This window comes from Rhodopila sp. (assembly GCF_035548235.1).
In the GTDB taxonomy this organism is placed as follows: domain Bacteria; phylum Pseudomonadota; class Alphaproteobacteria; order Acetobacterales; family Acetobacteraceae; genus Rhodopila.
Genome location: NZ_DASZTJ010000185.1, coordinates 1 through 14,480, shown reverse-complemented (window position 1 = coordinate 14,480; position 14,480 = coordinate 1). Strand labels below are relative to the sequence as shown.

Below are 14,480 nucleotides of genomic sequence, written 5' to 3'. Positions count from 1 at the left end.
ATGCACGTCCGAATCGGCGATGACCAGGACGTCATGCCGAGCGGTGGGGAGCATGTTGATCAGGTTGCCGACCTTGCGGTTCGGGCCGTGCTGGGTGGCATCGACCACCAGCGCGATGTCGGCGCCGGGAAACGCCTGCTGCAGCCGCCCCACCACCGCGATCGCCGGATCGCCCGGGTCCTGCACGCCGCACACGACCTGGAACGGCCCGACGGCCTGCCGGCACAGGCTGCTCAGCGCCTCGAACAGCATCGGCTCGTCGCCATGCAGCGGCTTGAGGACACTGACCGGACGGTGGGAGCCGGACAGCGGCCGGCGCCGGCGCGCGAACCGCTCGACCAGGGCCGCGCCGACCAGGGCCTGCGCCACGCCGGCCGCGGCCATCAGGCCAGCGACGCCGGCCAGCGCCGCGATCATGAGTTCAGCGCGCCCTCCGACAGGTCGGAGATCTTGCGGCGCAGGCTGGTGATCAGCGCTTCGGCGTCGCCACCGCCCAGGATCTTGCGGAAATCGGAGCGTTGCACGGCGACGCGGCTGATCGAGCCGTCCAGCAGGACGTCGACCGCGCGCCACTGCCCCTGCTCCTGCCGCATCACATAGTCCAGGCGGATGGGGTCGCCGGTCTGCGGCACGATCTCGGTCCGCACGATCTTGTCGCTGCCGGAATCGCGCGTGCCCGGCACGATCTTGAAGCGCTCGCCGTCGAACTTGTCGAAATTCGCGACGTAGGTGGCAATGGTGAAGCGGCGGAAGGTCTGCAGCAGCCGGTCCCTGGTCGCCTGGTCCATCGAATCCCAGCGCAGCCCGACCGAGACCTTCAGGATCGTCATCAGGTCGAACGCCCCGTCCACGGACGGCGCCAGCGCGTCGAAGCGCTGCGCGAACGGCGTCGCCTTGCCGGCGCGCATCGCCGCCTCCAGCCCGGTGTAGAGGGCCAGCAGCGGTTTATCCAACGCGCTGTCGTCGGATGCCGCGTGCGCCACGCCGCCCCGGCTCACCGCCAAGGCTGCGGACGACAACGCCGCGGATGTCAAAAAGGCTCGCCGTGTCGGACCACTCATAGTGAAGACAAAACTTTCGCCGATCCAGTCCCGGGAGCTTCAATACCAACAGCGGCGAGCGCGGTATTCACGATATCGCGCGCGGACAGCCCGGCCTCGGCCAACTGCTTGCCCTGCGAGTCGTGATCGATGAACCCGTCGGGCATGACCATGGGCCGGAATTTCAGGCCGCCGTCCAGCAGTCCCTTCCAGGCGAGGTGATGCATGACCTGGGTCGCGAAACCGCCGATCGAGGCTTCTTCTATGGTGATCAACACGCTGTGGTGACGCGCCAGTTGCTCCACCAGCGCCGTGTCGATCGGCTTGGCGAAGCGGGCGTCGGCGACCGTGGTGGGGAAGCCGCGCGCCGCCAGTTCGTCCGCGGCCTTCATCGCATCGGCCAGCCGCGTGCCCAGCGACAGGATCGCGATGTTGCTGCCTTCCCGCAGCACGCGGCCCTTGCCCAGCGCCAGCACCTCGGCCCGGGTCGGCAGGGCGATGCCGGTGCCTTCGCCGCGGGGGTAGCGGAACGCCGACGGACGGTCGTCGATCTGCGCGGCGGTGGCGACGACATGCACCAGCTCCGCCTCATCGGACGGGGCCATGATGACCATGTTGGGCAGGCAGCCGAGATAGGCGATGTCGAAGCTGCCCGCATGGGTCGCGCCGTCGGCGCCGACATAGCCGGCGCGGTCCATCGCGAAGCGGACCGGCAGGGATTGCAGCGCCACGTCGTGGACGATCTGGTCATAGGCCCGCTGCAGGAAGGTCGAGTAGATCGCGCAGAACGGCTTCATCCCCTCGGTCGCCATGCCGGCGGCGAAGGTGACGGCGTGCTGTTCGGCGATGCCGACATCGAAGCTGCGGTCCGGGAAGGCCTTGGCGAAACGGTCCAGCCCGGTGCCCGAGGGCATGGCCGCTGTCACCGCGACGATCCGCGGGTCCTGCTTCGCCTGGCCGATCAGCGCGTCGGCGAACACCTTGGTATAAGACGGCGGGCCCGGCGGCGCCTTCGCCTGCTCGCCCGTCACGACGTTGAACTTCGACACGCCGTGGTACTTGTCGGCCGACCGCTCGGCCGGCCCATAGCCCTTGCCCTTCTGGGTGATGGCGTGCAGCAGGATCGGGCCGGCGTCGTCGGCCTCCCGGATGTTGCGCAGCACCGGCAGCAGGTGGTCGAGGTTATGACCGTCGATCGGGCCGATGTAGTAGAAGCCCATCTCCTCGAACAGCGTCCCGCCGGTCAGGATGCCCCTGGCATATTCCTCGGCGCGACGCGCGGTACGCTCGATCCCGCGCGGGAAGCGCTTGGCCATCTTCGCGCCCAGTTCCCGCAGGGACAGGAAGCTGCGCGAGGACATCAGGCGCGACAGATAGGCGCTCATGGCGCCGACCGGGGGCGCGATCGACATGTCGTTGTCGTTGAGGATGACGATCAGCCGCGACCGCAGCCCGCCGGCGTTGTTCATCGCCTCGTACGCCATGCCCGCGCTCATGGCGCCGTCACCGATCACGCAGATGACGTTGCGCTCGTCCCGCACCAGCCCCTCGGCCGCGCGCTGGGCGTCGTCGGCGGCCAGGTAGCGGGCGTTCTTCAGGTCGCGCGCCACCGCCATGCCCAGGCCGGCGGAAATCGAGGTGGAGGAATGCGCCGCGCCGAACGGGTCGTATTCGCTCTCGGACCGCTTGGTGAAGCCGGACAGTCCGCCGCCCTGGCGCAGGGTGCGGATGCGGTCGCGCCGCCCGGTCAGGATCTTGTGCGGATAGGCCTGGTGGCCGACGTCCCACAGCAACCGGTCGTGCGGCGTGTCGAACACCGCGTGGATGGCGACCGTCAGCTCCACCACGCCCAGCGACGCCCCCAGGTGCCCGCCCGTCACCGAGACGGCGCTGATCGTCTCCGCCCGCAGCTCATCGGCAAGTTGCCGAAGCTGCTCCGGGGAGAAGTTCCGCAGGTCGTCCGGATAGGTGACTCGATCGAGCAAGGATGTGGCGATTGGGCTCAAGACAACACTCTCCTGTTCCTGCTCAGCTCCGACGCGACACGACGAACGAGGCCAGTGCGCGGAGGCTGGCGCCACGCTCTCCGAAACTGTCGAGATGGGCGGCGGCCTGCCTTGCCAACAGGTCGGCGCGTTCCCGAGCGGCCTCGACGCCAAGGACCGCGACCATGGTGGCCTTGCCGGCGGCAGCGTCCTTGCCCGCGGTCTTGCCGATCTCGGCAGCGCTGCCTTCCACGTCAAGCAGATCGTCGGCGATCTGGAAAGCCACCCCCAGGTCCCGCCCATAGGCCGCCAGCAAATGCCGCTGATGAACCGGCGCTCGGCCCAGGATCGCCCCGGCCTCGGCGCTGTACTGGATCAGCCGGCCGGTCTTGAGCGCCTGAAGGCGGGTGATCGCCGGTCCGTCCAGGGTCTGCCCCTCGGCCAGCATGTCGATCATCTGTCCCCCCGCCATGCCGCGCGCCCCCGCGGCGGCGCCCAGGGCGGCGACCAGTTCGCACCGCGCCAGCGGATCGGAATGGGTATCGGTCTCGGCCAGCACCTCGAACGCCCGGCATTGCAGCGCATCGCCCGCCAGGATCGCCGTCGCCTCATCGAACGCGCGGTGCGTGCTTGGCTTGCCGCGCCTGAGGTCGTCGTCGTCCATCGCCGGCAAATCGTCATGCACAAGAGAGTAAGCGTGCAACATCTCAACTGATGCCGCAACCCGGGCGGCACACGTCTCGTTGACGGAGAAAAGCCCCGCGGACTCCATGACGAGAAAGGCCCGCATGCGCTTGCCGCCACCCAGGGTTGCGTACCGCATTGCGTCGGCGAGCTGGCCTTCGGCGCCTTCCACGGGGGGGAGCAGCGCATCCAGCGCCTGTTCGACGACCCCGGCCACCCGCGCCATGTGCTCCGCCAGGTCGACCGGAACATCAAGACTATTAGACAATCGATTCGCCCCGCTATCCACGATTCGCGGCTCAGAGGAGCCGGGAATTTATGGCGATAACACGCCGCGCGGCATTCCGCATGGTGGCCGTCGCGTCATACATCCGATAGTTGCCAATTTGTCACGCCCTTGCACCCTCCGGCAAGAATGCGCCCATGGCAAGGCTGCCGCCGGCAGACCAGCCCTGTTGCATGGCGGCCTCCCGCTCCTAAGTCCATGGGCTAAATCCATCGGGCCAGTTCCAATGGCCGGTCTCGGCGAATGCGGCGTTGCAGCGTGGGACCTGACCTGCCATATCCCGACTTCCCCGGTCCGGTATGACTGCCCGGCATCAGTTTCGGAGACGCTCTGCATGCTTCGTGTTGTCCTCGCTCAGCCTCGCGGCTTCTGCGCCGGCGTCGAGCGAGCCATCGAGATCGTCGAGCGCGCGCTGAAAAAATACGGCCCGCCGATCTATGTCCGTCACGAAATCGTGCACAACCGGCACGTCGTGGAGGACCTGCGGACCCGCGGCGCGGTGTTCGTCGATGAGCTGGACGAGATCCCGCCGGGCGCGATCACGGTGTTCTCGGCGCATGGCGTGGCCAAGCGGGTCGAGGAAGCGGCGGCGGAACGCGGCCTGCCGGTGATCGACGCGACCTGTCCGCTGGTGGCCAAGGTTCACAACGAAGGCCGCCGCTACGCCGGGCAGGAGCGGGAGATCGTGCTGGTCGGTCATGCCGGCCACGCCGAGGTCGAGGGAACCATCGGCCAGGTGCCGGCGAAGGTACACCTGGTGCAGACCGTCGAGGACGTCGCCAGGCTGCAGGTCACCGACCCCGAGAAGCTGGCCTATATCACCCAGACCACCCTGTCGGTCGACGACACCAAGGGCATCATCGCCGCGCTGACGCAGCGTTTCCCCTCCATCGTCGGGCCGAACGTCCGCGACATCTGCTATGCGACGCAGAACCGCCAGCAGGCGGTGCGCGACCTGGCCGGGCAGGTCGACGTCATCCTGGTGGTCGGATCGCGCAACTCCTCCAATTCCAACCGGCTGCGCGAGATCGGGCAGGAGCTGGGCCGGCCATCCTACCTGATCGACGACGCCGACGCGCTGCAGCCCGAATGGTTCGACGGCGCACGCACCGTCGGCCTGACCGCCGGCGCCTCGGCGCCCGAGACGCTGGTCCAGGGCGTGCTGAACGGCCTGCGCCGGTTCGGCGAGATCGAGATCACCACCCAGGACGGGGTCGCGGAGGACGTGCGCTTCCGCTTCCCGGCCCAGTTGACCGACGCGTAAGGACACCGCGCATCATGGGTATTCCTCTGCACCAGGCGGTCCGCGTGGGCGCCTATGTCCTCAAGCAGCACCTGGTCGGCCGCAAGCGCTATCCGCTGGTGCTGATGATGGAGCCGCTGTTCCGCTGCAACCTGGCCTGCGCCGGATGCGGCAAGATCGACTATCCGGCGGCGATCCTGAACCAGCGCCTGTCGGTCGCCGAATGCATGGAGGCGATCGACGAATGCGGCGCCCCGGTCGTCGTCTTCGCCGGCGGCGAGCCGCTGCTGCACAAGGAGATCGACCAACTCGTCGAAGGGGCGATCGCCCGCAAGAAATACGTGATCGTCTGCACCAACGCGCTGCTGCTCGAAAAGAAGATGGACCTGTTCAAGCCGAACAAGTGGTTCAGCTGGTCGGTGCATCTGGACGGGGACCGGGAAGACCACGACAAGTCGGTCTGCCAGCCCGGCACCTATGACCGTGCGGTGGCGGCGATCAAGGAGGCCAAGCGGCGCGGCTTCCGCACCCAGATCAACACCACGCTGTTCAACACCGCCGAACCCGATCGCGTCGCGGCGTTCTTCGACGACGTGATGAAGCTGGGGGTGGACGGGATCACCGTCTCGCCGGGCTATGCGTACGAACGGGCGCCGGACCAGCAGCACTTCCTGAACCGGAACAAGACCAAGGAACTGTTCCGCGGCATCTTCCGCCGCCAGGGCAAGGTGAAATGGCAGTTCACCCAGTCGTCCATGTTCCTGGACTTCCTGGCAGGCAACCAGACCTTCCACTGCACGCCCTGGGGCATGCCGCTGCGCAACTATTTCGGCTGGCAGCGCCCCTGCTACCTGCTGGGCGAAGGCTACGCGAAGACCTTCAAGGAACTGATGGAAGACACGGACTGGGACCGCTACGGCACCGGCAACTACGAGAAATGCGCCGACTGCATGGTGCATTCCGGGTTCGAGGCGACGGCGGTCGGCGAATCGATCCGCAAGCCCTGGAAAGCGGCGGCCCAGGCGATGCGCGGCATCCGCACCGAGGGCCCGATGGCGCCCGACATCAAGCTGGATAACCAGCGCCCGGCCGAATACGTGTTCAGCCGGCATGTCGAGCAGGCGATGAAGCGGATCAAGGCAGGCAAGAAGCCGCACGAGGACGTCGCCGACGCGGCGGATTAGTCCTCGGCGAAGGGTCGGGGATGATCCCATCCCGCGCTCCCGTCCCGTCATGGCCGGCGAAGGCCGATGGGCGCCCAGGCAGGCGGACGCCGGCGCCATGCGCCAGCCGTCGAAGCGGTCGATGGCGAGGCGTTTCGACTCGGACGTTCAAGACGATCGCACGGATGAACGCAGATCCCGGTCCGGCGGGAGCCGGGGTCCCTGGGTTTCATGCCGCACGGCGGTGGAGAGAAAGGCGCGGATCGCGGGTCTGCGCCCACCAGGGCGGGACGCATCGGTGCCCGGCCTTTCGCGATCAAAGCGACACGGCCGCTCAGCCGCCTGCCTACATCGGCAGGCAATAAATCCCGCCGCGTTAACTAATTGTTTACCGATCCTGGGTTAAACCTGCTCTCGGCGTCCTCGACAGCGTTCAAAGACGTTCAATCTGAGCTTCGACCCTTATTTCAAGAACCTGAATTCCAGTGTGTGTTAGCCGATGACTGGGAACAACGCTGCCGAGGATGCCTCCGACCTTGACGACGAGACCCTCATCGAGGCCTGCCTTGGCCTTGACGGTCGGACGTCGCCGCGGACGCGGCCGGTAAAGTTACCCGACTGGCCGCCCAATCGCGATCAGCCTGTCACGCTGCACATCGATCCGGACATCGCCGCCTGGTTCCGCGCGCGTTCATCCTGCTGGCAGCGGGACGTCGGCCGCGTGCTGCGCGGCTGGATCGCGGCGCACGAACCCAAGCCCCAGGCCGCGCCGGCCTCCGACGCGCCCCAGGCGTAAGCCGAACATCGGGGCTTCCGCGGGCCGGTGCCCGCTTCTCCCGACTGTCTTATGCGCTCCCAGACGCAGTGACGTGACGCGATGACGCCTAGCGCGCGCGCTTCCCGGAATGGCCGGCGGTGGCCGAGCGGACCATCCGGGCCGTCGGCAGCGCATGGGCCCCGCCGTTCTCGGCCTCGGACCGCGCGTGCATGAAGGCCTTCAGGACTTCGTTGATGCGGGTCTGGTAGCCGGAACCGAAGCCGCGGAAGAAGCGCAGCACGTCGGCATCGAGTCGCAGGCTGACCGCCAGCTTCGGTTCGCGCACGTCGAACACGAGGTCGGTGGCCCAGTTGCCATGGCCGGTGTCGACTTGCATCCGCGCCGAGGGGCGGGATTTCGCAGCCGGACGAGCGTGTGCTTTCGTGCCGTTGGACCGGGACTTGCCCCCGGAGTGGCTTGTTGACTTGGCTGCCGCAGCGGCAGCCTTCAGAGACTTTGACATCTTGGTTCCTCCCGTCATGCCGGTCAGGTTGGATCCTGAGCCGCTTTACTGCCGGATCGGCCTTTGCATGTACGCACGCCTGTGTTTACGGTCAAGCGGATAGCGCGAATCCGTTTCAAGCGCCCAGGGTATCGGGGCTCAGCGTTGAATCGCCGCGGCGAATCGCAGGATCAGATCAGCAATTCGATCAGGAACGGCCCCGGACGCTTGAGGGAATGCGCCAGCAGGTCGGCGAATCCGTCGGCCGTGTCCGTCCGCGCGGCTTCCACGCCCATGGAGCCGGCCAGCCGCGGCCAGTCGATATCGGGATTGCCGAGGTCCATCATGTCCAGCGCCGTCCGCCCCGGATTCGCGCCCACATTCGCCAGCTCGCCCAGCAGGATCGCGTATTTCCGGTTCGACAATAGAACGGTGGTGACGTCGAGCTTCTCGCGCGCCTGGGTCCACAGCGACTGGACGGTGTACATGGCGGAACCATCCGCCTGCAGATTGATCACCCGCCGTCCCGGCGCGCCGATCGCCGCGCCCGTCGCCATCGGCATGCCGCCGCCGATCGATCCGCCTGTAACGTTCAGCCAGTCATGCGGCGGCGCGGCGCGCGTATTGGCGAAGAAGCCACGCCCGTAGGACACCGATTCGTCCGCGACGACCGCGTTCTCCGGCATCAGCGCGCCGACCGTGGCGGCGACGCTTTCGGGCGTCAGCGCCCCCTTCCCGGCCTCCGGCCGCGGACCGTTGTCGGGCGGCGCGACCTTCGGGCAGTTCAGTTCGTCCGCCAGCCGCGCCAGCGCCTCGACGATATCCTGTTCGGCGCGCGCCAGGACGTGGATCTCCGCCCCCTCGGGCACCGAGGTCTGCACCTTGTTCGGATAGGCGAAGAACGTCACCGGCTTGCGCGAGCCTGCCAGGATCAGGTGCTGCGTGCCTTCCATGAACTTCACCGCGACGTCGACGACATAGGGCACCCGATCGACCGGCAGGCGCCCCTGCCCGCGCGCCATGCGGCCGTTGGAGCCTTGCGCGATGACCCGGCAGCCCGTCGCCGCCGAGATCCGGTGGGCGATCGCCAGCCCTTCCTCGCTGAGCCCTGCCCCGCCCAGCAGCAGCACGATACCGCGCCCGCCGCGCCGCAGCGCCGCGGCGGCTTCCTCGACCTGGTTCGGCGACGCCGTCGGCGTGGGCACCGCGGGCAGCGCCTCGGCGACGATCCCGCCCTCGTTCCACGACGTGTCGGACGGCAGGATCAGCGTGGCGATCTGGCCGGGGGCGATCTTGGCGGCCTGGATCGCGGCGGCGGCATCGGCGCCCACGGTGCGGACATCGACCGCCGTGCGCACCCAGCCCGACACGCCGCGCGCCCAGCCTTCCGTGTCGGCGGTCAGCGGCGCGTCGAGCGGACGGTGATAGGTGGCGTGATCGCCGACGATGTTGACGATCGGGGTCGCGGCGCGGCGCGCGTTGTGCAGGTTCGACAGCCCGTTGGCGAGGCCCGGTCCGCAATGCAGCAGGGTCGCGGCCGGCTTGCCGGCCATGCGGGCATAGCCGTCGGCGGCGCCGGTCACCACGCCCTCGAACAGGCCCAGCACGCAACGCATGCCGGGAATGCGGTCGAGCGCCGCGACGAAATGCATCTCCGACGTGCCGGGATTCGAGAAACACGTATCGACACCGCTTTTCAGCAGCGAATGCACAAGGCTCTCAGCGCCGTTCATGATGGGACATCCTCCATGCGTCGCCCGATCTGCGTCGTCAGGTCCGCACGCCTGGGGGATTCCGGGTCGCATCCTGCGTCCGCACCCGTGGCCCCTGGGCTGGCTCCCCTTGGTGGGCTCCCCTTGGGCATCCCCCGTTGAGCAACCCCCCTGGGCATCCCCTGGGCATATCCCCTGGGCGGCATTCCGGGCCGACGCGGGCAACGACCCATGCTTCTATCGCCCTTCCGCGGGTGTCAAGCGAAGGGGAACGGTAGACCGGGTGATACGTTCTGTCGCAAAGACGTCAACGCCACAGCAACACGGCGGTGCCATGTTGAGGGGGCCAGAACACTGGAGTCTGTCATGAAACGTCTCGCTTCCGCGCCGGTCCTTGGGGCGCTCCTGCTGTGCGGGTTCGCCGCCGGCGCCTCTGCCCAGACATCGGCTGCGACATCGGCTGCGACATCGGCCGCGCCGACCTCTCCCCCGCCGACCGCCGCTCCGTCGACGACGGTGCCCCCGCCTCCGCCGGCCGCGTCGCCATCCTCCGCCCCGTCTCCTGGCGCATCGGCCGCGCATCCGGCCTTGCCGCCGCATGTCGAGAGCCGGATCGACGCGATGCACAAGCGCCTCGGCATCACCGCCGCGCAGGAGCCGGCGTGGAGCACCTTCGCCCAGGCGATGCGCGACAACGCCGCCACCTCGGCACAGGCCTATCACGACCGGGCGGCGCGGCTGTCGACGATGACGGCCGTGGAGAACCTGAGCAGCTTCGCACAGTTGGAAGAAACGAGGGCGCAGGGCCTGCAGACGCTTTCAAGCTCGTTCGAGACGCTGTACGCGCAACTGTCGCCCGAACAGAAGCACACGGCGGACGAAATGTTCCGCCACCAGGGCGAGCGCGCCGCCGCTCGGAAGGAACACCACAAGCGCTGAACCCGGGACCGCCGGCCCTGTCGCTGGTTGCTTGAGTCGCTGGCTGCTTGAGCGGATGCCGGCTTGAGCGGCCCTGGGGTACCGGCACGTCTCCCCCGATGGCCGGCCGCATGCCGGCCATCGGGGCTGTCTCGCCACCGCCGGCGGATCGTGGAGGCGGTCGGGCCACGCCCGATCGCAAGGGGGCGGACGCGCGCCTTCTCGTCCCCGGTTCTTGGCACCTGTGGCGCGGGCGGCTACACCAGCGGGGGAAACGCCTGAGCGGAGAGACGCCGACCATGATCAACAAGATCGTCCAGTCCATGGCTGACCTGATGGCCGGGATCAAGGACGGTTCGACCGTGCTGATCGGCGGCTTCGGCGCCGTGGGCCAGCCCAACGCGCTGATCGACGGACTGATCGAACAGGGCGCCAAGGACCTGACCGTCGCCGCCAACAACGCCGGCGTCGGCCATGTCGGCCTCGCCCGGCTGATGGAGCTGGGACGGGTGCGCAAGATCATCTGCTCGTTTCCCCGCAGTTCCGACCCCGTGGTGTTCGAGACGCTGTACCGCGCCGGCAAGATCGAGCTGGAGATCGTCCCCCAAGGCACGCTGGCCGAACGGATGCACGCCGCGGGTGCCGGCGTGCCGGCGTTCTTCACGGCGACCGGCGTCGGCACCAAGATGGCCGTCGGCAAGGAGCACCGGGAGATCGACGGCCGCACCTATATCCTGGAGCCGTCGCTGCCCGGCGACGTGGCGCTGGTCGAGGCGTGGGAAGCCGACCGCTGGGGCAACCTGACCTTCAAGCAGGCCGGGCGGAACTTCAACCCGATCATGGCGATGGCCGGCAAGCTGACCCTGGTGCAGACCCAGCACGTCCGGGAGCTTGGCACGATCGACCCCGACCACGTCGTCACGCCCGGCATTTTCGTGGACCGGGTCCTGCACGTGCCCTACGGTGACCCGTCGGGCTTCTGAGAAACGGAGACGCAGTCATGTCCGCCGCCGAAACCGTCGCGTTCAAGCCGTTCAGCCGCACCGAGATGGCGCAGCGCGCCGCCGCCGACATCCCCGAGGGCTGGTACGTCAACCTGGGCATCGGCATCCCCACCCTGATCGCCGACTACGTGCCGACAGAGCGGGAAGTCATCTTCCACTCGGAAAACGGCGTCCTGGGCATGGGACCCGCGCCGGCGAAGGACAAGATCGAGCCCTGGCTGATCAACGCCGGCAAGCAATACGTCACGCTGCGGGCGGGCGGCAGCTTCTGCCACCACGCCGACAGTTTCGCGATGATCCGCGGCGGACACCTGGACCTGTGCGTGCTGGGCGCGTTCCAGGTGGCCGATAACGGCGACATCGCCAACTGGGCGACCAGCGAGAACGACACCGCCCCGGCGGTCGGCGGCGCGATGGACCTCGCGGCCGGCGCGAAACGCCTCTGGGTGCTGATGGAGCACACGGCGAAGGACGGCTCGCCCAAGCTGGTCAAGCAATGCTCCTACCCGCTGACCGCGCCGGGGGCGGTGAAGCGGGTCTACACGAACCTGGCGACGATCGACGTGACCGAACGCGGATTCGTGGTCCTGGACATGGCGCCGGGGCTGACGCTGGAGAACCTGCAGGCGCGCACCGACGCCAAGCTGCATTTGCCGGCCTGAGGATTCAAAGCGGCCGAACGTCCTGGTCGGCGACGTCCTTCAGCAGGTCTTTCACATCCCGGCCCAGCACCGGATGGCGCCAGTCCGGCGCCACGTCGGCAAGCGGTGCCAGCACGAAGGCTCGCAGGTGCGCCCGCGGGTGCGGCAGGATCGGATCGGGCGCCGACCGGATCACCGGACCGTCCGGTCCCTCCATCGCGATCAGGTCCAGGTCGAGCGTCCGAGCGGCGTTGGGCACGCTGCGCTGACGGCCGCACGCGGCCTCGATCGCCATCAATTGAAACAGGAGCGCCGCCGGGTCGACGGCTCCCTGAAATATTACCAACGTAACACCGTTGACATAAGGCGGCTGGTCCGAGGCCGGCACGGGCGAGGAGATAAACCATCGCGACAGACCCGCCATGCGTGCACCGGGAAGCTTTTCAAGGAGTGAGGCCGCTCGGCGACACGTCTGCAATGGCGAGGCGCCATCCGGCCCTGGCAGATTTGCACCCAATGCAATCAAACTCTTGGTGTACATCGACAAACTGTCACTGTTTCGATTTTCATTAAATTGTCGCACGGGTATAGTGCTCGCACTGCTCGCTTGTCTGGATCGACTAGCAACTCCTTGTTGTAACCCGCGCTCTCATTTGCGACTCTGAATCATAAGGTTACCTCTATGCCATTCATGCCCCAAGAGCGAGTTGCCCTATTTATTGACGGTGCCAATCTTTATTCCGCGTCCCGCAATCTGGGATTCGACGTCGATTACCGCAATCTGCTGGAATATTTCCGGAAACGGGCGAACGTCATCCGCGCCTATTACTACTCCGCGGTGCTGGAGACGGAAGAATACTCCCCGCTGAAGCCCCTGACGGACTGGCTGGCCTATAACGGCTACGCGCTGGTCACCAAGCCGGCGAAGGAGTTCACCGACGCGACCGGGCGGCGGCGGGTGAAAGGCAACATGGACATCGAGATCGCGGTCGACATGCTCGAACTGTCGGACAAGATCGATCACGCGGTGCTGTTCAGCGGCGATTCCGACTTTCGCCGCATGGTCGAAGCGGTCCAGCGCAAGGGCGTGCGGGTCTCGGTGGTGTCCTCCATCCGCACCACGCCGCCGATGGTGGCCGACGAATTGCGCCGGCAGGCCGACCAGTTCCTGGAGCTTGCCGAGATCGCGTCGGAATTCACCCGCCGGCAGACGGAGCCCAGGCCGCGCGGTCCGGCGTCGGCGCACGCCACGATCCGCAGCACACCCGCGGAGCCTTACGCCGATCCGCACGACGCAGCCTGAGCCCCCCGCCGTGGCTGCGGCTGACGCGAGCGCGCCCGCGCCGGATTGCCGCATCTGCGTGCGCCTGGCGACGTATCGGGATGCGAACCGGGCGGCCAATCCGTCCTGGTTCAACGGGGCCGTCCCCAGCTTCGGGCCGGTCGATGCTCGGCTGCTCGTGGTCGGGCTGGCGCCGGGGGTGCGCGGGGCGAACCGGACCGGCCGGCCGTTCACCGGCGATTTCGCCGGCATGCTGCTCTATGCGACCCTGCTGAAGTTCGGCTTCGCCACCGGCACCTACCAGGCCGACCCGGCGGACTGGCTGGCTCTGGTCGATTGCCGGGTGACCAACGCGGTGCGCTGCGTGCCGCCGGCCAACCTGCCGACGCCGGCCGAGATCACGAACTGCAATCCGTTCCTGGCGCGGGAACTGGCGGCGATGCCGCGCCTGCGCGCCGTCCTGGCGCTGGGCGGGGTGGCGCACAAGGCCGTGCTCCGCGCCCGCGGCCTGCGCGCGAGCCACGTCCCCTTCGCGCACGGTGCCCTGCACCCCTTGCCGGAGGGGCTGCTGCTGGCCGACAGCTACCACGTCTCCCGCCTCAATACGAACACCGGCCGGCTGACGGCGGCGATGTTCGAGGCGGTGGTGAGGGACATCCGCACGCACCTGGCGACGTAGCCGTCAGGCGTAACGCTCCTCCAGCCACGGATCGGCGTTGTTGTTGTAGCCCCTGGTCTCCCAGAACCCCGGATGGTCGCCGAGGGTGAAATGGATCCGCCGCAGCCACTTGGCGGATTTCCAGAGATACAGCTTCGGCACCATCATCCGCACCGGGCCGCCATGCTCGCGGGTGATCGGCTTGCCCTCCCACGCATGCACCAGGAAGACGTCGGGCTGGTCGAACTGGTCCAGCCGGATATTCGTCGTGTAGCCGTCGAAGGAAGTGAAGATGACATGCTTCACCTCGGGCCGGGGCCGCACGATCTCCAGCACCGCCCGCGCCGGCACGCCTTTCCAGCGGTTGTCGTAGCGCGACCATTGGGTCACGCAGTGCATGTCGGAGACGTACTCGGCCTGTGGCAGCGCCATGAATTCGTCGAGCCGCAGGCTCAGCCGGTTCTCCACCGCGCCGTCGATGTCGAGGCGGAATTTCGGCTCCGTCACGTTGGGCTGCGCGCCGAGGTCGAGCACCGGCCAGTCCTTCACCAGCCGCTGCCCCGGCGGCAGGCGGTCGCGGTCCGGGTCGCCATGCGTGCCGGTCA

At 67.9% G+C, this 14,480-nt stretch carries 16 protein-coding genes; 8 read left to right on the top strand and 8 right to left on the bottom strand.

Annotation, left to right across the window (positions count from 1 at the left end; genetic code table 11):
• The 4 genes from VHB27_RS15115 to VHB27_RS15100 all read right to left on the bottom strand — a co-directional run.
• On the bottom strand, positions 1 to 417 hold a 417-nt coding region (locus VHB27_RS15115; RefSeq protein ID WP_325601863.1), incomplete at its 3' end, for a glycosyltransferase.
• Positions 414 to 1,061, bottom strand: a complete 648-nt coding sequence (locus tag VHB27_RS15110) for an ABC transporter substrate-binding protein (RefSeq protein WP_325601861.1) — start codon at positions 1,059 to 1,061, stop codon at positions 414 to 416. The genes VHB27_RS15110 and VHB27_RS15115, both read right to left, overlap by 4 nt.
• On the bottom strand, positions 1,058 to 3,046 hold the full coding sequence (gene dxs, locus VHB27_RS15105) for a 1-deoxy-D-xylulose-5-phosphate synthase (RefSeq protein ID WP_325601858.1): 1,989 nt from the start codon (positions 3,044 to 3,046) through the stop codon (positions 1,058 to 1,060). The genes VHB27_RS15110 and dxs overlap by 4 nt, the downstream gene beginning before the upstream one ends.
• A 22-nt stretch (positions 3,047 to 3,068) precedes the next feature.
• Positions 3,069 to 3,935, bottom strand: coding sequence for a polyprenyl synthetase family protein (locus VHB27_RS15100; RefSeq protein ID WP_325601866.1), 867 nt, complete (start codon positions 3,933 to 3,935; stop codon positions 3,069 to 3,071).
• 394 nt (positions 3,936 to 4,329) lie between these two features.
• Here VHB27_RS15100 and ispH point away from each other — a divergent pair, with 394 nt between their 5' ends.
• The 3 genes from ispH to VHB27_RS15085 all read left to right on the top strand — a co-directional run bounded on the left by ispH (position 4,330) and on the right by VHB27_RS15085 (position 7,197).
• Entirely contained in the window at positions 4,330 to 5,259 is a 930-nt protein-coding gene (gene ispH / locus VHB27_RS15095; protein WP_325601856.1) for a 4-hydroxy-3-methylbut-2-enyl diphosphate reductase, read from the top strand.
• Between the two features lie 14 nt (positions 5,260 to 5,273).
• Positions 5,274 to 6,422: an adenosyl-hopene transferase HpnH gene (gene hpnH, locus VHB27_RS15090; RefSeq protein WP_325601853.1), complete on the top strand. Its 1,149-nt coding sequence runs from the start codon at positions 5,274 to 5,276 to the stop codon at positions 6,420 to 6,422.
• A 478-nt stretch (positions 6,423 to 6,900) separates the two neighbouring features.
• On the top strand, positions 6,901 to 7,197 hold the full coding sequence (locus VHB27_RS15085; RefSeq protein ID WP_325601851.1) for a BrnA antitoxin family protein: 297 nt from the start codon (positions 6,901 to 6,903) through the stop codon (positions 7,195 to 7,197).
• An 88-nt stretch (positions 7,198 to 7,285) separates the two neighbouring features.
• Here the strand turns inward: VHB27_RS15085 and VHB27_RS15080 are convergent, their stop codons facing one another.
• Both VHB27_RS15080 and VHB27_RS15075 read right to left on the bottom strand, forming a co-directional pair.
• Positions 7,286 to 7,681, bottom strand: coding sequence for a BrnA antitoxin family protein (locus VHB27_RS15080; protein WP_325601849.1), 396 nt, complete (start codon positions 7,679 to 7,681; stop codon positions 7,286 to 7,288).
• Between the two features lie 170 nt (positions 7,682 to 7,851).
• The gene (locus VHB27_RS15075) at positions 7,852 to 9,393 is read right to left on the bottom strand and encodes an acetolactate synthase large subunit (protein WP_325601848.1); all 1,542 of its coding nucleotides are present in this window, start codon (positions 9,391 to 9,393) and stop codon (positions 7,852 to 7,854) included.
• A 345-nt stretch (positions 9,394 to 9,738) separates the two neighbouring features.
• Between VHB27_RS15075 and VHB27_RS15070 the strand changes: the two genes are divergently transcribed.
• The 3 genes from VHB27_RS15070 (at position 9,739) to VHB27_RS15060 (ending at position 11,956) form a co-directional block, all read left to right on the top strand.
• A complete protein-coding gene (locus tag VHB27_RS15070; RefSeq protein WP_325601846.1) occupies positions 9,739 to 10,311 on the top strand; it encodes a Spy/CpxP family protein refolding chaperone in 573 nt (190 codons plus the stop codon).
• A gap of 278 nt (positions 10,312 to 10,589) precedes the next feature.
• Positions 10,590 to 11,273 (top strand): 3-oxoacid CoA-transferase subunit A, encoded by a 684-nt coding sequence (locus VHB27_RS15065; RefSeq protein WP_325601844.1) that lies wholly within the window; start codon positions 10,590 to 10,592, stop codon positions 11,271 to 11,273.
• Between the two features lie 17 nt (positions 11,274 to 11,290).
• Positions 11,291 to 11,956 carry a 3-oxoacid CoA-transferase subunit B gene (locus tag VHB27_RS15060; RefSeq protein WP_325601842.1) on the top strand — a complete coding sequence of 222 codons (666 nt, stop codon included), beginning with the start codon at positions 11,291 to 11,293 and terminating at the stop codon, positions 11,954 to 11,956.
• A gap of 4 nt (positions 11,957 to 11,960) precedes the next feature.
• Here VHB27_RS15060 and folK read toward each other — a convergent pair whose 3' ends face one another.
• Positions 11,961 to 12,518, bottom strand: a complete 558-nt coding sequence (folK, locus tag VHB27_RS15055; protein WP_325601840.1) for a 2-amino-4-hydroxy-6-hydroxymethyldihydropteridine diphosphokinase — start codon at positions 12,516 to 12,518, stop codon at positions 11,961 to 11,963.
• Positions 12,519 to 12,617: 99 nt separating this feature from the next.
• Here folK and VHB27_RS15050 point away from each other — a divergent pair, with 99 nt between their 5' ends.
• A complete protein-coding gene (locus tag VHB27_RS15050; RefSeq protein ID WP_325601838.1) occupies positions 12,618 to 13,238 on the top strand; it encodes an NYN domain-containing protein in 621 nt (206 codons plus the stop codon).
• 10 nt (positions 13,239 to 13,248) lie between these two features.
• Entirely contained in the window at positions 13,249 to 13,896 is a 648-nt protein-coding gene (locus VHB27_RS15045; RefSeq protein WP_325601836.1) for a uracil-DNA glycosylase, read from the top strand.
• A gap of 3 nt (positions 13,897 to 13,899) precedes the next feature.
• On the opposite strand, the gene VHB27_RS15040 is transcribed toward VHB27_RS15045, so the two are convergent.
• On the bottom strand, positions 13,900 to 14,480 hold a 581-nt coding region (locus VHB27_RS15040), incomplete at its 5' end, for a sulfite oxidase-like oxidoreductase (protein ID WP_325601834.1).